This window comes from Lacinutrix himadriensis (assembly GCF_001418105.1).
GTDB classification, from domain to species: domain Bacteria; phylum Bacteroidota; class Bacteroidia; order Flavobacteriales; family Flavobacteriaceae; genus Oceanihabitans; species Oceanihabitans himadriense.
Genome location: NZ_LIQI01000005.1, coordinates 24,228 through 41,363, shown reverse-complemented (window position 1 = coordinate 41,363; position 17,136 = coordinate 24,228). Strand labels below are relative to the sequence as shown.

15 protein-coding genes are annotated in these 17,136 nt (G+C 31.2%); 9 read left to right on the top strand and 6 right to left on the bottom strand.

Annotated features, from left to right (window positions below; translation table 11 throughout):
* Positions 1-3: 3 nt before the first annotated feature.
* Both AMD28_RS00230 and AMD28_RS00225 read left to right on the top strand, forming a co-directional pair.
* Positions 4-942 (top strand): M28 family peptidase, encoded by a 939-nt coding sequence (locus AMD28_RS00230; RefSeq protein ID WP_055442157.1) that lies wholly within the window; start codon positions 4-6, stop codon positions 940-942.
* Positions 943-945: 3 nt separating this feature from the next.
* A complete protein-coding gene (locus AMD28_RS00225) occupies positions 946-2,715 on the top strand; it encodes a MutS-related protein (RefSeq protein ID WP_055442156.1) in 1,770 nt (589 codons plus the stop codon).
* A gap of 62 nt (positions 2,716-2,777) precedes the next feature.
* On the opposite strand, the gene AMD28_RS00220 is transcribed toward AMD28_RS00225, so the two are convergent.
* Both AMD28_RS00220 and AMD28_RS00215 read right to left on the bottom strand, forming a co-directional pair.
* Positions 2,778-3,533 (bottom strand): thioredoxin family protein, encoded by a 756-nt coding sequence (locus AMD28_RS00220; RefSeq protein WP_055442155.1) that lies wholly within the window; start codon positions 3,531-3,533, stop codon positions 2,778-2,780.
* Positions 3,534-3,554: 21 nt separating this feature from the next.
* Positions 3,555-4,088: a TlpA family protein disulfide reductase gene (locus AMD28_RS00215; RefSeq protein WP_055442154.1), complete on the bottom strand. Its 534-nt coding sequence runs from the start codon at positions 4,086-4,088 to the stop codon at positions 3,555-3,557.
* A 174-nt stretch (positions 4,089-4,262) separates the two neighbouring features.
* Between AMD28_RS00215 and AMD28_RS00210 the strand changes: the two genes are divergently transcribed.
* Positions 4,263-5,681, top strand: coding sequence for an HTTM domain-containing protein (locus AMD28_RS00210; protein ID WP_055442153.1), 1,419 nt, complete (start codon positions 4,263-4,265; stop codon positions 5,679-5,681).
* Here the strand turns inward: AMD28_RS00210 and AMD28_RS00205 are convergent.
* On the bottom strand, positions 5,678-6,565 hold the full coding sequence (locus tag AMD28_RS00205; RefSeq protein ID WP_055442152.1) for a TlpA family protein disulfide reductase: 888 nt from the start codon (positions 6,563-6,565) through the stop codon (positions 5,678-5,680). The two genes, AMD28_RS00210 and AMD28_RS00205, sit on opposite strands and share 4 nt — an antisense overlap.
* A gap of 227 nt (positions 6,566-6,792) precedes the next feature.
* Between AMD28_RS00205 and AMD28_RS00200 the strand changes: the two genes are divergently transcribed.
* Together AMD28_RS00200 and AMD28_RS00195 are read left to right on the top strand one after the other, a co-directional pair.
* The gene (locus AMD28_RS00200; protein WP_241492405.1) at positions 6,793-7,764 is read left to right on the top strand and encodes a sensor histidine kinase; all 972 of its coding nucleotides are present in this window, start codon (positions 6,793-6,795) and stop codon (positions 7,762-7,764) included.
* A complete protein-coding gene (locus AMD28_RS00195; RefSeq protein ID WP_241492403.1) occupies positions 7,761-8,459 on the top strand; it encodes a LytR/AlgR family response regulator transcription factor in 699 nt (232 codons plus the stop codon). Before AMD28_RS00200 ends, AMD28_RS00195 begins: the two co-directional genes overlap by 4 nt.
* Positions 8,460-8,633: 174 nt before the next feature.
* Here AMD28_RS00195 and AMD28_RS00190 read toward each other — a convergent pair whose 3' ends face one another.
* Positions 8,634-10,730, bottom strand: a complete 2,097-nt coding sequence (locus AMD28_RS00190) for a S46 family peptidase (protein ID WP_055442149.1) — start codon at positions 10,728-10,730, stop codon at positions 8,634-8,636.
* A gap of 259 nt (positions 10,731-10,989) precedes the next feature.
* On the opposite strand from AMD28_RS00190, the gene AMD28_RS00185 reads away from it, so the two are divergent.
* The 3 genes from AMD28_RS00185 (at position 10,990) to AMD28_RS00175 (ending at position 13,676) form a co-directional block, all read left to right on the top strand.
* Positions 10,990-12,132 carry a methionine aminotransferase gene (locus AMD28_RS00185; protein ID WP_055442148.1) on the top strand — a complete coding sequence of 381 codons (1,143 nt, stop codon included), beginning with the start codon at positions 10,990-10,992 and terminating at the stop codon, positions 12,130-12,132.
* Between the two features lie 61 nt (positions 12,133-12,193).
* Complete coding sequence (locus AMD28_RS00180) at positions 12,194-12,790, top strand: hypothetical protein (protein ID WP_055442147.1); 597 nt, start codon at positions 12,194-12,196, stop codon at positions 12,788-12,790.
* Between the two features lie 103 nt (positions 12,791-12,893).
* A complete protein-coding gene (locus tag AMD28_RS00175; RefSeq protein WP_055442146.1) occupies positions 12,894-13,676 on the top strand; it encodes an amidohydrolase in 783 nt (260 codons plus the stop codon).
* On the opposite strand, the gene AMD28_RS00170 is transcribed toward AMD28_RS00175, so the two are convergent.
* Positions 13,660-15,282, bottom strand: coding sequence for an Ig-like domain-containing domain (locus tag AMD28_RS00170; protein ID WP_241492402.1), 1,623 nt, complete (start codon positions 15,280-15,282; stop codon positions 13,660-13,662). The genes AMD28_RS00175 and AMD28_RS00170 overlap by 17 nt on opposite strands.
* 132 nt (positions 15,283-15,414) lie before the next feature.
* Entirely contained in the window at positions 15,415-16,095 is a 681-nt protein-coding gene (locus AMD28_RS00165) for a ComF family protein (RefSeq protein ID WP_055442144.1), read from the bottom strand.
* Positions 16,096-16,226: 131 nt separating this feature from the next.
* On the opposite strand from AMD28_RS00165, the gene AMD28_RS00160 reads away from it, so the two are divergent.
* Complete coding sequence (locus AMD28_RS00160) at positions 16,227-17,108, top strand: hypothetical protein (protein WP_055442143.1); 882 nt, start codon at positions 16,227-16,229, stop codon at positions 17,106-17,108.
* Positions 17,109-17,136 lie beyond the last annotated feature (28 nt).

Genomic DNA, 17,136 nt, shown 5'->3' with positions numbered 1-17,136 from the left:
AATATGAATTATAGATATATCACCAGTTTATTTTTAGTGTTTTTCTCATTAACAAGTTGTAAAGGTCAAACAGAAACGCCAAAAATTGCAGTCGAAGTATTAGAACAAAATTGGTTCCACGCAGATTCTTTATTGCATCATGTGCAAGTTTTGTCTTCCGATGTTTTTGAAGGTAGACGTACCGGAACCGCTGGAGCAAAAAAGGCTAAAGCCTATATCGTAAATAAATTTCAAGAGTTACAAGTGATACCACTTACCGAAAATTATGAACAGCATTTTTCCTTTACACGTAGAAGTAAAGAATATGCAGGGACTAATGTTCTCGGACTAATAAAAGGAACGGAGAAGCCAGAAGAATACATTGTGCTTTCTGCACATTATGATCACGAAGGTATCAAAGGCGGGAAAATTTATAATGGTGCAGATGATGACGCTTCAGGTATTTCTGCTTTGTTCGCTTTCGCGGAATACTTCCAGAAAAATCCACCAAAACATTCTGTTATTTTAGCTGCTGTAGATGCCGAAGAACTAGGTTTGGTTGGTTCTAAATATTTTGTGAAAAATTCTATTATTCCAGTAAAAAATATCAAACTGAATATCAATATGGATATGATTAGCCGAAATAATAAAAATGAATTATTCGCGGTTGGACCTTATCATTACAAACAATTGGAACCAGCAATTAAAAGTATACAACCTTCAGAAAACATAAAACTTCGTATGGGTCATGATGGTAGTGATACATTAGATGATTGGACCCAGTCTTCCGATCATGCCGCGTTTCATGATGTAAAGATTCCTTTTATTTATTTTGGCGTAGAAGACCATAAAGATTACCATAAGCCTACAGACGATTACGAGAATATTCACCCTAATTTTTATCAAAATGCAGTAACTACTATTATTGCTGTTTTTAAAAAATTAGATACTATAGAATTATAAAAAATGCAAAACCCAAATACCTTTTATAAACAAGAATTAGAAGCACATCAATTAGAAGTTAAGTCTTTATATAAGAAACTTACTAGCTTGAGTTTTGCTAGAATATCCGTTTTTATAGCTACAGGAATTGGTGTTTATTTCGCTTATAGTAACCTGCAAATAGCCATAGGAATTGCGGTAGTTGGCATCATTGCGTTTGTTTATTTACTTTCTAAATACACCGATTTAAAATACCAACACAACCTAAAAAAAGCTTTAGTTGCCATTAATGAAGAAGAACTAAAAATCGCTTCTGGAGATTTTAAAGAAAGAAATGAAGGCTTACAGTTTCAAGACCCAAATCATGCTTTTAGCTTAGATGTAGACCTTTTTGGGAAAGGTTCTTTTTTTCAATTTATAAATCGAACAGCAACAGAGGAAGGTACAAAGTATTTAGTAAAGGAACTGACGGCAAATAATATTGAAGGGATAAATTCACGTCAAGAAGCAATTAAGGAATTAACCGAAAAACCAAAATGGCGACAACATTTCTCGGCAGTAGCAAGCTTGATTAAAACGGAAACGCCAGCATCAAAAATTACAGATTGGCTACAAGAGCACAAGTCTTTTTTATCCGCAAGCATGCGTTTTATACCTCTTGCTTTTACTATTGGTTCTGCAATAATTCTGTTTTTAGGGATCTTTGAAGTGATCTCCTTTTTGTTTTTAGTTTTTTGGTTACTCTTGGGTTCTGGTATTTCTGGAGTATATCTAAAAAGAATAAACGATTTAGCTGCTAATACCGATCAGGTTAAAGATACATTTAAACAATATGCTTCCTTATTACAACAAATAGAAACGGAAAATTTTTCTTCAAAATTATTAAAAGACAAACAAGAATATATTCAGCAAGAACAAAAAAAGGCGTCTTTAATTTTTAAAGAATTTTCAAAACATATAGATGCTTTAGACAATAGAAATAATTTAATTTCTACCATTTTTGGTAATGGTTTTCTCTTGATAGATATAAAAAATGCATATCATATTGAACAATGGATTGCCCAATACAAAACAACCGTTGTACATTGGTTTGAAGTGGTGTCTTTTTTCGATGCATACAATACTTTAGGTAATTATACTTTTAATCATCGGGACTTTGTATTTCCAGAAATTGTTTCAAATAACATCGTTATTGAAGCTAAAAACTTAGGACATCCTTTGTTGGATGCATCCAAACGAATAACTAGTGATTTAAGCATTACAGATCAACAGTTTTTTATTGTTACAGGAGCAAACATGGCAGGGAAAAGCACCTTTTTAAGAACGGTTTCCTTACATGTTGTTATGGCAAATGTTGGTTTGCCTGTTTGTGCTACTTCTAGTAAATACAATCCGATAAAATTGATTACAAGCATGCGTACCAGCGATTCGCTTACAGATGATAGTAGTTATTTCTTTAGCGAATTAACGCGCTTAAAATTTGTGGTAGATGCTTTAGAAACGGATTCTTATTTTATTATACTAGATGAAATTTTAAAAGGAACAAACTCTACAGACAAAGCCATTGGCTCGCGTAAGTTTGTAGAAAAATTAGTTTCTAAAAACGCAACAGGAATTATTGCAACACACGATTTAAGTTTGTGCGAAATTGAAAAGGAATTAGAGGAAGTGAAAAACTACTACTTTGATGCCGAAATTATTAACGATGAGCTTTTTTTTGATTACAAATTAAAACACGGAATCTGCCAAAACATGAACGCAAGTTTCTTGTTGAAGAAAATGGAGATTATATAAAACATAAAAAAAGCAAGCACTAATGTCTTAATGCTTGCTTTTTCTTTCTTAAAAATTACTACTTATTTTATTGGGCAACCAATCGCTTTTGTAAAATTAGGATTTGGCTTTTCTCCTTTTTCTAAAGCAGCAATGGCATCTTCCACATACTTCACTTTTACGTTTTCTGGAGATTTTGCATTATCGTCAATAGTACCAATATATTGTACTTTTAAATCGCTATCTAGCAAGAATATATGTGGCGTTCTAACTGCTCCAAATTTTGGATATACTTTTTGTCCTTCATCTACTAAGTAAGGAAATGTAAACCCTTTTTCTTCAGAACGTTTTTGCATCGCCTCATAACTTTCTTTTTCGTTTTCATGATTATTACCATTAATAGCAATTACAGGATATCCTTTTGGTGCATAGGTATTGTTTAATGCAATCAAACGGTCTTCGTATAATACGGAAAACGGACATCCATTACAAGTAAATGTTACAATGTATCCTTTTGCATCTTTATAGCTAGCTAAAGAAACCATAGATCCGTCTACGTTTTTAAGAGAAAAATCTTCTGCTACATCTCCAATTTTATAACCTCCAATTTCTTCTAATGTTCTTGTTTGTTCTGGTGATCCTCCACGAGGTGGTCCTTTATGATCTCCTTTTTCACCATGTGGTGGAGGTCCTTTATGGTCTCCATGTTCTCCATGACCTTTTTCGTTCTGTTTGTGTTCTGTGACCTCTCCTGTTTTTTTACTTGTATCGTTTTTACAAGAAGTTAAAATACCAGCAGATAGGCAGATTGTAGCAATTAGTATACTTATTTTTTTCATTGTTAAATTGGGTTTGTTTTATTAAAAATTTGTAGTTATTTGTTTTTCAAGATCTTTTAAGTTTTCAAAAGAACGCTCGTAAAATTTACGGGTTTTATTATTAAATATTATGGTAAAAGGAATTGCTCCAGACCAATCCGGATTCACTTTGTCAATCCAACTATTAGCATCAGGATCATCTAATAAAATAACTTTAGAAGTGATATTTCTTTCTTTTAGAAAAGGCTTGAGTTTGGTGTCTATATCTTTTATAAAATCCATACTTACCAATAAAACTTCTACGTCCGGATTTTTGTCCGCATATTCCTGAATATAAGGAAGCTCTTTTACGCAAGGAGCACACCACATCGCCCAAAAATTTATGATATAGGTTTTATTCGTGTTTGTGTATAGAAGTGGTTCTAGGTCGTTAAAATCGTAAATAGGGATATCACCAATTGTCGTTACCGAAGGTGTAGTTGTTTTGTTTGTTGCCGAATTCTTTTCTTTACAACTAAAGCACAAACATAATAGGATTGCTAAGTAAATAGCGTTTTTATTTATAAGTGAGATCATTTAATAAAAAGCAAGTTTTGTAGTTAGACTTGCTTTTCTTCAAAAGGTTTAATACTACATGAACAAATGAATAAGAAGATACGTTTTCAAGATTAATTTTTATTCTGTCTTTATGGTTGTCTTACATTTTATTTCAAAAAAACTATATTTGAGATATAACAATTTTGTTCTCCTATGTTTTTATATAATTTTCTATTTAAAAGAATAGATATATCTGTTGTAAGTTTTTTCCGAATTATTTTTGGTTGTTTTATGGTATATCAAATGATGTACTATTATGAAATAGATTATACTTTTCAGTTTATGGCTGGTCCAGAAGTGCTATTTCCATATTCTGGTTTTTCATTTTTAAAACCTCTATCTATTGGTTTCTTAAAGACTATTCACTTTGGAATGTTTGTTTCAGCCATATTAATTACGATTGGTTTTTTGTACCGTTATGCCATGATATTTTTCTTTCTAGGTTTTTCTTATTTTACTTTTATCGACAAAACCTTATATAATAATCATTTATATTTAGTTGCTTTAATTGCCTTTGTAATGATATTTATGGATGCAGATAAAAAATATAGCTTGCGTTCTAAGTTTTCAAAAAAAGAAATGATTAACACAATTCCAGCTTGGAATCAGTATATTTTGATGTTTTTAATTGCTCTTCCTTATTTTTTTGGAGGTATCGCAAAACTTTCATCAAACTGGTTAGACACCAATCTTGTTAGTATTATAATAAAACAAGCAAATGAAAGCTTTTTACACCAGCTTTTACCAGAATCTTTGTTAACAAATTTGATTACTTATGGAGGTGTTCTTTTCGATTTAAGTATTGTTTTTTTACTAATTAATAAGCGCACAAAGAAACTAGGTATTATTTTAGTAGTGCTATTCAGTTTTCTTAATGGTACTGTTCTTTTTAGTGATATAGGGATTTTTCCGTTTTTTATGATTTGCTCCACAATTTTATTTTTGGATCCTTCAAAAGTTGGAGCATTTTTAGATGTTTTTATACCGAGAAAAGCATCTAAAAAAATATTTAAAAACAAGCAGGAAAGAAAAGAATATTTGGCAAAGCAAAAAATAACAAATGAGCCGAAGGTTGTTATTGAAACTAAAAAACAAGATTGGTCGTTAGGAAAAAAAGTCATGGCATGTTGTATTGTCGTATTTGTAGTTTTTCATTTACTATTTCCATTTAGACATGTTTTATTGACAAATAATCCAGAATGGACAGGGATTGCTTCACGGTTTTCTTGGCGTATGAAAATGCAAAACAGAAAAGAGACAGCGTTTAGTATGACACTTACTGATAGAAAGACGTCCAATACATATAAATTAGATGGAAAATCTTATGTATCCACCAATCAATACATCCATATGTTGGAGGATCCTTTTACTTTTGTCCATCTATCAAAATACATAAGTGCGAAGTTAGAGAGAGAAAGAGGTATTGTAAATCCAATTATTAAAACAAATATTAAAGTTGAGTTTAACGGATTACCGAACCAAAATATGATTTCTCCAGATTTAGATTTAACACAAATAAACGAAAGTTATTTTGCCGATTCTTCTTGGATTCCGACTCTAAAAAGGAATTAAAATTGGTTTATTTTTTCAATCATTTCAAGAGCATTTTTATCCTCGGGATTAAGACTTAACACTTTGTAATAATTTTTTAAAGCTTCCTTATTGTTTTTGGTTTCAAAATAGCCTTCCGCTAAACTATCATACACATTGTGTTTATACGGAAATATCTTTGTGTTTAAGTCAAAAACATACATCGCTTTATCCAATTCTTTCGCTCGTAAATACACATAACCTAAAGTGTTTAATTCTCTACTTCCTTCTACATATTCTGACAACATAGAAACCAAATTGGCTTCTTCTATTTTTAAACTATCTATAGTTTTACTTGCCAATAAATTTTGCACATAATTTGCAGCTATATAATTTGATGAATAGCGTTCTCCGTTCACTATTTTAAGCATATCACGTTCTAAAGTTTCTTGTGGATGTTCTACTATTCTATTTACTTCTTTACCATCTTTATAAAAAATAAAAGTTGGTACTCTGTGAATATTCATGCCTTTTTCTTCGCCATTCGGACCTTGTTTATAGGCCTCACTTTTTCTATCTAAAGCAATAACTTCTAACTGGTTTTCAGTAAAATTAGCAGCTTCTAAAACACTATAGAATTGCGGAACTTCCTTTTTGCTATCCCCACACCAAGTACCAAGAAATACTTTAATAGTATAATCGTTTAAGGAGTCCTTTAGTTGATTAGCTATTTTTTCATTGACCGCATAATCGTCATGATTTTTGTTAAACCATTCGTTAAAAGGGGCATTTTGTAAACCTTTTTTATTGATGGTTCCTAATAACATTTCATTTCCTTTTTCATCTAAAACTTGATGATTTACAGTTTGTGAAAATGTTGCTGAAAAACTTAAAATTGCGATTAATAGAATAATTGTTCGATTCATGATTGTTGATGTTTTTGTGATTCAAACATAATACAGTCTTGAAATTATTACCAATAAATAGTACCAACAGCATACTTAAAACAACAAACAGCAATTTTTAGGTCGTTTGCAATACTAAATGAGGTTTTTGTACTTAATTTTTGAGGATTAAGTCATTTCTGAGTACTTTCAACAAAACTTAAGTCGGTATGAGAACAATCACTCCTAGTGACCATTAAACTTTAAACTTGATTACACTTAAAAAACATACTTCACAAATATTGGTACACATACTCTTTTGGATGCTTTTTGTGTTTGTGTCTCTTTCTGTTTTTTCGCAATATTATTGGCGCGAAAATCCGTTTTTGCAGTACCTGTCTATTTTGGTGGTTATCGTCTATGTAAATAATCTATTGCTGCTACCTTTCTTTATAAAAAAGCGATTGTATATTATTTATGTTTTCGTTTTTGCGGCAATCTCCTTTTTTGCAACCCAATTGTATTGTAATGTATTTGCGCAATGTGGTTGTTCTATTATGAAATGCTTGAGTGATTATTTATGGCAAACCTTGGTGCCGCTTATTTTCTTCTCTTTTATCTGGATGCTGTATCGCTTCTTAGATAAGCAAGACGAAGTAGAACAAGTAAAGAAAGAACACTTAGAAATGGAGTTGAAGTTTTTGAAATCGCAGATAAATCCGCATGTGCTTTTTAATAATCTGAATACCATTTATTCGTATGCTTTAGAAAAACCGAAGGAAACTCCGGAGCTTATTTTAATGCTGTCTGATAACCTAAAACATGTGTTATATGAAAGTAACGCCAAAACCGTTTCGCTAGAAAAAGAATTGCAGTTTATAGATAATTACATGACTTTTCAAGGGATTAGAACCGAAGGTGTAAAGCATATAAATTATAATAAATCGATACAATCTTCAGAAAAACAAATTGCGCCTTTATTGCTGATTTGTATTATTGAAAATGCGTTTAAACATAGTACCTTGGGAAGTGATATTTCGGTTTCTATTACAGAGAAAAATGGCGTTTTAGAATGTGTTTGTCTGAATGATTATGATAAAGAAAAAGTAACTACCGAAGATTTTAAGATTGGTCTACAAAACCTAGAAAAGCGTTTACAGCTTATTTATAAAGAAGATTATAAACTAGAGGTTTTTAAAGACGAAGTATATAAAGTGTATTTAAAATTGAAGTTGTCATGATGACTTGTATTATAATAGAAGACGAAATTCCTGCTCAAAATATTCTAAAGAACTATTTAAGCAAATTACCAAACCTAGAGCTTTTGGGTGTTTTTAATGCTGCGATTGAAGCAAATACTTTTTTAAAATGTAATACTGCAGATGTGGTTTTTTTAGATATTAACTTGCCAGATATTTCTGGAATCGATTTTATTAAAACCATTAAAAACCCGCCAGCAATTATTATGACTACTGCATATCCAGATTACGCAGTTAGTAGTTTTGAGTTAGAAACTATTGTCGATTATTTAGTAAAACCGTTTGGATTTGATCGCTTTTTAAAAGCAATTAATAAAGCGGAAAATAGCGTCGAAAAATCTGCTCTTTCTTCCGAAGAAAATAAAGAAGAAACCCTCTTTTTAAATGTAGATAAAACACTTCATAAAATTATAATTAGCGATATTTTGTATTTAGAATCCGATAGAAATTACATTACAATAATTACAAAAAACAAGAAGCTTTCATTTATTGATTCGCTTAAAAATTGGAAAGAAAAACTTCCGGAAACCTGTTTTACACAAGTACATAAATCGTTTATTATTAATAGAAGGTATGTCGATAAAATTTCCGGAAATGAAATTTATGTGCAAGGGAATAGACTACCTATTGGTAGAACGTATAAGCAAGAGTTGTTGAAATTGTTGAAGATTGTATAGTTTTTAAAATTCGCTTCGCTCTTTTTGCTTCAAATCCACCTCTATTTAACTAAAGAGAGAAACTCTTTCTGTTCCTGATTTTCTAAAAAAGAAAGAAATAGGAGTTAAAAAAAGACCTCACAAATTTTAAAATCTGTGAGGTCTAATTAACTGTAAACTGTGACTGAATACTTTTTATTGCTTATCCGTTTTAGGATGTGCCAATTTCATTTCATCAATTAAATGGGTCGCTCCAGCAAACTTATCTACAATAAATAATACATAACGTACATCTACCATAATGTTTCGGCAAATTTCAGGGTCGTAATTCATGTCGCTCATGGTACCTTCCCAAACTCTGTCAAAGTTTAAACCAACTAAGTTTCCATGCGCATCAATTGCTGGACTTCCAGAGTTTCCTCCAGTAGTATGGTTAGTTCCTAAGAAACAAACCGGTACTTTTCCGTTGCTATCTGCGTATTGTCCGTAATCTTTATTTTTATGTAACTCTAATAATTTTTCAGGAACATCAAATTCATAATCTCCAGGAACATATTTTTCTACAACACCATCTAAATAACTTACAGGATTGTAATACACAGCATCTCTTGGTGCATAACCTCTAACTTGTCCGTAGGTTACACGTAAAGTACTATTTGCATCTGGAAAATAACGAGCTTCAGGTAATGCTTTCATTAATGCAGTCATGTACTTGGTTTGTAAGGCTGTAATAGGTTCGTTTTTTGCTTCGTATTCTTTATTTATCGTGTTGTAAAACTCAGCAATCATTGGTTTTGCATATTGGTATGCAGCATCTTTGTTTAGTTTTTTAAGTACACTTTTAGCGTCTCCATCTAAAAGTTTTAAAGCTTCGTCTAGATTTGTAAAAGCGGTTTTATCATAAATAGAAGCATCTACATTTTTATTGTAAAAAGGCATCACATTACTAAAAACACCTTTGTCTACATCTACATCATAGTTTTTATGGATGCTTTGTAAAGTTCCTGAGAAACGCTCTATTGCTTTATCAAAAGCTTCTGGATTTGCAGTAATAGCTTCTTCCATTTGGTATGCTCTAAAAGTCATTTGCATCAGCTCATTGGTTACTAAGAACACTTCAATAAAGTTTCTACGTTTAATATTTATTGGTGCAAAATCGGCATACAGTTTATTAAATTGCGGTAAAATGTTTCCGTATTTAGCATCTAAACCTTTTTCACTTAAGGCTTTTGTAAAAGTAGCTTCAAAAGCACGACGCTTTGCAACAGCATCACTTTTTTCAATTCCTAGATTTTCACCTATCCATTTTTTCCAAGCATTTGCAATACGTGCTTGTTTGGATGCGTATTTAATGCGAACCGCATCACTCGTTTTCATTTTTGCGTCGATAACTTTTAAAGCAGCTTCACGAATGGCAATATTTGTTGGGTTAAATTCTTTTGTAATATGTTCTATCGCTACTGCTGGTAAATATTCGTTGGTACTTCCAGGAAAACCAAATACCATCGTAAAATCACCTTCTGCAACACCATCTAAAGAAACAGGTAAAAAGTGTTTTGGTTTGTATGGTTGGTTGTCTTTGCTGTATTTTGCAGGTCTGTTATTGGCATCTGCATAAATACGAAACATAGAAAAGTCACCAGTATGTCTTGGAAAAACCCAGTTGTCGGTATCACTTCCAAATTTACCAATGCTTGTTGGAGGCGCACCAACTAAACGAATATCTTCAAAACGTTCTGTAACGAATAAGAAGTATTGGTTACCATTATAAAAAGCTTTTGTTTTAACATCTTGCCAAGCTTCTCTAGGCCAATTTTTCATTAACCCATTCGAATTTTTATCGATAACCGATTGCTTTTCTTTTTCGGTCATATCTTCATTTACAACAGCAAGAACTTCTTCTGTTATATCTGTAATACTTACAATAAATTCAATGTATAAGCCTTCGTTTGGCAGTTCTTCTTCTAAAGACATTGCCCAAAAACCATCTTTTAAATAATCATTTTCTAAAGACGAATGCGCTTGTATTTGTCCGAAACCACAATGATGATTCGTTAATATTAATCCTTTATCACTAATAACTTCACTAGTACAACCACCATTAAAATGCCCAATAGCGTCTTTAAGACTAGAGTTGTTTACATCATATATATCTTGCGCAGTAAGTTTACTACCTAGGTTTGTCATTTCGGTTTCGTTCATACCTTCTAATAAGGAAGGAATCCACATACCACCTTGTTGTGCCGAAAGATTCAGCGAAATAAAAAGTAAGAGGAATTTAAATAGTTTCATAAGTCTTGTTTTTTAATGCTTTCAAAGATACTCAAAACAAATAGTTTTTGGGAATTTTAGAGGTAGTTATTGTTTTCTTTATCAAGGCAAAATTTTCAATCATAGCACAGTTATGGTTGAAAATTTTAACGCAGAAAAAGGGAAGAAGAACTTGTGTAAAAACCGAAGAACTATTTGTTTTGAGTACAAAAAAAACCAAGAAGTAAAAATTGTTAAAAAGGACTAAATTTATGTTCTAATAACTGACTATATTTACTGTATGCAACATACATCAAAACTGCCTAACGTAGGCACCACCATTTTTTCTGTAATGAGCGCTTTGGCTAACCAACACAATGCTATTAATTTATCGCAGGGATTTCCTGGTTTTAGTAGTGATAAAAAACTAATGGATTTGGTGACAAAGGCTATGCATTCTGGGTACAATCAATATGCGCCAATGCCTGGAAATATGGAATTAAGGCAACGTATTGCTAATAAATTTGACTTCTTATATGGCACGAGCTATAATCCGGAAACGGAAATAACAGTTACAGCAGGAGCAACGCAGGCTATTTTTACTATTATTTCGGCATTTGTAAGGCAGGAGGATGAAGTCATTATTTTTAAACCAGCTTACGATTGTTACCAACCAGCAATAGAATTACAAGGTGCAAAAACGATTTCTATACAATTAAATGCGCCAAATTATAAAGTAGATTGGAATGCTGTAAAACAGAAAATCAACAGGAAAACCAAGATGATTATTATAAATACACCGCAAAATCCTAGTGGTAGTGTTTTTTCGGAAGCCGATATGTTACAGCTTCAAGCGCTTACTGAAAATACAAACATAATTGTATTGAGTGATGAAGTGTACGAACATATTATTTTTGATGGGAAAAAACACCAAAGCGCCTGTTTGTTTTCAGATTTAAAAGCCAGAAGTTTTATAACGGCGTCTTTTGGAAAAACATTTCATAATACAGGATGGAAAATCGGGTATTGTTGTGCGCCAAAAGAACTGATGGAAGAGTTTAGAAAAGTGCATCAATTTAATGTGTTTTCGGTAAATCACCCGATGCAAAAAGGATTGGCAGATTATCTGAAAGAGCCAAGTCATTATTTAGAGCTTTCGGGTTTTTATCAAGAGAAAAGAGACTTGTTTTTAAGTTGGATAAAAGATTCGCGATTTCAATTTAATGCAGCAAAAGGAACGTATTTTCAGGTTTTAGATTTTTCTGAAATTACACAAGAATACGATGTGGATTTTGCAAAGCGATTAACTATTGAAAATGGATTAGCGTCCATTCCATTATCGGTTTTTAACGATAATCATAAAGATGATAAGGTATTGCGTTTTTGTTTTGCTAAAACGGAAGACACTTTAAAAAGAGCTGCCGAAATTTTAAATAAAATATAATCTAGCGAAATTCATTTGGCAATATATTTGCTAACTATTATTGAACAATAAATATAAAACGATGAAAAAATTAATTACACTAACATTCCTTTTTGCTTTTAGTTGTATTATGAATGCTCAAGAAGTTCCAGTGGATGTAAAAACATATACCGTTAAAGAAGGTAAGATTTATCAAGCAGAAAAAGACGTTACAGAAACGCTAAGTGAGGAAAAACGTAATGCTGTTTTTGCTACGCATGAAATGGAGCTGAAGGTGCAAGAAGAAAAAGCACAAGCGGAAATAGCAAAACAAAAAGCAGACCAGTTAAAAGAAGTGAAGGAAAAGGAGCTACAAAAGGCAGAGAAGGAGAAAGAGGAAAAGATTAAGAAAGCGGAAAAAGAAGAAGGAAAACGTGAAAAAGAGCTAAAAAAGAACGAAAAAGACTTAAAAAAAGCAGAAAAGAAACAAAAACAAGCAGAAAAAGCTTTAAAGAAAAAGGAGAAAGCACAAAAATCTTTTGATAAAGCAAATAGCAAGTTAGAGAGCTCTCAAAAGAAATATGAGAAATTGAAAAAGAAAGGAAAACTATCTCCAGAAGACGAAGCAAAATGGCTTAAAAAATTGGAAGGTTTAAATAGTGATATCAAAAAGGCAGAAAAGAAATTAAGAAAAGCTTAATTGTAAAAAAGCTTATAGTTATTTGAAATTCCAGAGTTGTTCCTTAGAACAATTCTGGAATTTTTTGTTTTACAACTTTACAAAAAACAAGTATCTTTATAAAATGCAAGAAAAATTAAAAATAGCACTTATACAGTCCGATTTAGTCTGGGAAAACCCAAAAGAGAATAGAATGCATTTTACAGAAAAAATAAATTCTATTTCGCAAGAAGTTGATCTCATTATTCTTCCAGAAATGTTTACTACAGGCTTTACAATGCATGCTTCCAATCTTGCAGAAACCATGGAAGGAGAAAGCGTGAAATGGATGTTAGAAATGGCTAAAAAAAGTAATGCAGCTATTGTTGGAAGCTTAATTATTACCGAAGACAACAAATACTACAACCGACTTTTATTTGTACATCCGGAAGGGGAAATAGAACTCTATGATAAGCGACATACTTTTACACTTGCTGGAGAGGATAAAGTGTATCAAGCAGGAAATAAAAAAATAATAGTAGCTTATAAAGGTTGGAAAATTTGCCCTTTGGTATGTTATGATTTACGTTTTCCGGTTTGGGCAAGAAACACCGAAGATTATGATTTGTTATTGTATGTTGCCAATTGGCCAAAACCTAGAATTACTGCTTGGGATGCTTTGCTAAAAGCTAGAGCGATAGAAAACATGACGTATTGCGTTGGTGTAAATAGAGTAGGTTTAGATATTAATAATTACGAATATTCAGGAAGCTCGGCTGTTTACGATGTTTTAGGTAAAAAAATATCGAATATCGCTTTAGGTAAAGAGCAAACAGAAATTGTAACGCTAGACAAAAATCACCTAAAAAAATATCGAGAGAGATTGCAGTTTTTAGGGGATAAGGATGCGTTTAATCTAATAGCGTAAAATCTATTATAGGATCCCAATTTGCACGAACTTCAATAACTTCATTATAATGGCTAATACGTTCTGCTTGACGCTTTTTTAAATAGCTTCCAGAATCATATTTCTGATTTTTATTAGCATCAAAAATAACACGTAAATAATATTTTGCAGGATCTAGATATCTAAAATCTAAAGGTTCTGATTCGGTACTATATAATTCTGCTTTTATTACGCCTTTAACATCTGTTAATTGCGCTATTACTGGGTATTTAGCATTATATAAAGTTATTCTTACATTGCCATAATCTGCAAAGTTTTTAGTGCTTAATTTATAATTTAAAGTATCGTTTTTATTATCAAAAAAATCGGTAAATGCTTCCGGTAAAACTTGAATAGCATATTTGTTGTCTTCCGTTTTTTCAAAAGCAAAAGAATAGGTGTTTGTAAGTGAATCTATGGTTGTTTTATAGGCCACTTTTACAGAATCTTTATCTAAAATAGTAAGTTTCTGTTCATTAAAATTTACCAACGGAACATTTGCTGTTAATTTAAAATCGTCTTTAAAGTTTAAGCTTCCTTTAGTTGTTGTCTCTATTTTTAGGGTATCTCTCGGCTGATCGCTTATTTTAACTGTAAAATTGTCGCTGTATTTTTTGTTCTTCACAGTAAAAAGTAAAGAATCCGTATCTTTTAGTCTTGGTCTGTACCAGTAGTTTAAAGAATCTGTTTCGGCATCTTTTGTAATGGTATATTTAAAGTTTTCTGGCACTTCAGAAGTAATATCAATTGCTGTATTTTTATAATCTCCTCGATAGCCAAAAGCTATTTTTTCACCAGCAACTAAACGTGGTCTAATGATAGTGAAATCGGATTCTTCTTTAAATAGTTTTAGAGAAAAAGTAGAATCTGTTGGTACCGTAATGTAGTTTTTATAAAATCCTATTTTGTCTGTTAATTGCTGAAATTTATTATCTTCATTAACATCTTTTAAAGCAATAAGCATATACTTGCCTGCTTTCATATTGTCTATGCTAAAAGTAGTTGTGCTATCTAAAGTATTGGTTACATATTTTGGTAATTTTTTATAAACAATAGAGTCGTTAAAAGTGGTATCTACCTCGTATAAACGTACAGAAACAAAATCATCTGGCTTACGTAAAATAGCATCTGAAATTTCACCTTTAACAGAAAGGGAATCGATATAACTTCCTGTAGATAAAATATATTTATAATAGGAATATGGGTTTTCTTCGTTGTTATCGGTTATACTATTTCCAAAATTAAAAACGTAGGTTGTATTATTAAGTAAGGTATCGTTAATCTTAATGGTAATGTATTTACTCGCTGTTCCAAGAGGTGTTACTTCTGGAGCGGGATCCATTGGTGGTGATATAATAAGTTGTTTGCTTAAGTTTTTAATTTTCACATATTCATCAAAATAAATCTTAATTTCTTTGCCATTAAAATTTGTAGAATAATTTTCTGGAATAGATTTTACAATTTGAGGAGGAGTAACGTCCTTTGGTCCACCGCTAGGATTCCCTCTATTAGCACAACTAACAATAATGAAGCCTATGGTTAGAATTAAAATTAAATTGGATAAGGTATTACGCATTATAAATTTCATGATTTAGCACAAAGTAACAACATATTTATCATTGTATTCCTTTAAGCTTTTTATGTTTAAGCAAAATTTAACTTCAAAAGAACAATTTTTTAGTAAATAGAAAAAAAATAAATGCCAAAATCTATAAAATACTCAATCCACTATTGCCATGGTTGCTATACTTATTTTAACATTATTAGCTTTATTTAATACTTGTATGCAAGACTCTAATGTTGCTCCGGTGGTAATAATATCATCCACAAGTAAAATATGCTTGTTTTCTATTAATTCCGGATTTTCTAATGCAAAAAGTTCATGGTCAGCTTGCCAACGTGCAAATCGTCTTTTGGTGACTTGAGATTTTGTATTCGTTATTTTAATTAAAGATGTATCATTGTAATCTATTTGCAAAGATTTTGCTATTTCTTGTCCAAATTTGGTGACTTGATTATACCCTCTTTTTTTTAGCTTCTTTTTATGTAAAGGCACAGGAATAACAACATCTACATCTTTAAAAGTATCTATTTCTTTTAATTCGTTGCCAAGCCATTCTCCAAAAAAAACACCTATTTCTTCATAACCTCTATATTTTAAATTATGAATAAGCTGTTGCACCACACCTTTTTTTTCAAAACGAAGTAATGCTGTGGCTTGTTCTACTTTTGAACGACCATAAAATACTTTTTCAACAGTAGTGTTTGCGTTAAAATGATAATTAGTAACCGGTAAATTATGTCTGCAAGAAGTACAAATATACATTTCAGAATCGTGTAAGTGGGAATAGCACGCATAGCACACTTTTGGAAAGAACAAATCTATAACAGCTTGAAACATAGTATTAAACTTACAAAAAAATATTGTAAACTGTTTAAAGAAATTACTTCAACAATTATTTCACATACTTTATCGATTAAAATAAATTATACCAATCTAAATATCTAGTTTCGTATTGTAAAATAAATAATATGTTAGTTTTCCCTCAAACTTTTAACTACAGATTAATTATTGGTACATTGGTAATAGCAATTGCTATTTTAGGATCTTATAGTATTTCAACTTTTAATTCCTTTAAAAATCAAGAGGAATTTTTAGAACAAGAAATTAAACTTGTGCAACATGAGTTAACAGAAATGATTTCTCTTTATAATGATGTTTCTATTGAAAATGAAGTTGTAAACACAAAATTAGAAGATTCTAAGACAAAAATACAGGGCATATTAAGTGCTGTAAAAAATACGAAAACCGATTTATCTTTAATATCTAAATATAGAATTCAAATAAACGCTCTTAAAAACGAAAGAGAAGTTATTTTTGACCAAATAGATGCGCTTGTTCGCGATAATAATTCACTACACATACAAGTAGATTCTGTTTCTCAGGAATTTGAAAATCAAAAAATCCAATTAGCTACTCTAACAAAAAAGAATGCAAAGCTAAATACTATTATTAGTAAAGCAGGAACGCTTAAAGCTGGTAATATAACTGCTGTAGCATTAAGTACAACACAGGCAGAAGTATACGAGACCAATAAATTAAGTGAAGCAGACCAGTTTGAAGTTTGTATTTTACTAGAAGGTAATACATTCTCTAATAAAGGAAATAAAAATATTTACGTACAAATATTAGATACTAAAGATCAAATAGTGTCTGAAAGAGGTGTTCTTAATTACCAAGGAATGAAAATTGGGTATAGCGGAAAAACAACCATAAAAAATGTTTCTGAAGAAATTACAGCTTGTCTTAAAATTAGCATTAGAGACAAAGAAAAACTAAAACCAGGGAGCTATAATGTGGACGTATTTCAAAATGCTACCTTTTTAGGAAGCACTTCGATAACATTAAAATAAAAAATAACTTATAATTTTATTAAAACCA

Coding starts and splice junctions, on each gene's coding strand:
- AMD28_RS00225 (WP_055442156.1), top strand. CDS start 946: ATGCAAAACCCAAATACCTTTTATAAACAAGAATTAGAAGCACATCAA.
- AMD28_RS00230 (WP_055442157.1), top strand. CDS start 4: ATGAATTATAGATATATCACCAGTTTATTTTTAGTGTTTTTCTCATTA.
- AMD28_RS00190 (WP_055442149.1), bottom strand. CDS start 10,730: ATGAAACTATTTAAATTCCTCTTACTTTTTATTTCGCTGAATCTTTCG.
- AMD28_RS00185 (WP_055442148.1), top strand. CDS start 10,990: ATGCAACATACATCAAAACTGCCTAACGTAGGCACCACCATTTTTTCT.
- AMD28_RS00220 (WP_055442155.1), bottom strand. CDS start 3,533: ATGAAAAAAATAAGTATACTAATTGCTACAATCTGCCTATCTGCTGGT.
- AMD28_RS00170 (WP_241492402.1), bottom strand. CDS start 15,282: ATGAAATTTATAATGCGTAATACCTTATCCAATTTAATTTTAATTCTA.
- AMD28_RS00215 (WP_055442154.1), bottom strand. CDS start 4,088: ATGATCTCACTTATAAATAAAAACGCTATTTACTTAGCAATCCTATTA.
- AMD28_RS00180 (WP_055442147.1), top strand. CDS start 12,194: ATGAAAAAATTAATTACACTAACATTCCTTTTTGCTTTTAGTTGTATT.
- AMD28_RS00210 (WP_055442153.1), top strand. CDS start 4,263: ATGTTTTTATATAATTTTCTATTTAAAAGAATAGATATATCTGTTGTA.
- AMD28_RS00205 (WP_055442152.1), bottom strand. CDS start 6,565: ATGAATCGAACAATTATTCTATTAATCGCAATTTTAAGTTTTTCAGCA.
- AMD28_RS00160 (WP_055442143.1), top strand. CDS start 16,227: ATGTTAGTTTTCCCTCAAACTTTTAACTACAGATTAATTATTGGTACA.
- AMD28_RS00165 (WP_055442144.1), bottom strand. CDS start 16,095: ATGTTTCAAGCTGTTATAGATTTGTTCTTTCCAAAAGTGTGCTATGCG.
- AMD28_RS00195 (WP_241492403.1), top strand. CDS start 7,761: ATGATGACTTGTATTATAATAGAAGACGAAATTCCTGCTCAAAATATT.
- AMD28_RS00175 (WP_055442146.1), top strand. CDS start 12,894: ATGCAAGAAAAATTAAAAATAGCACTTATACAGTCCGATTTAGTCTGG.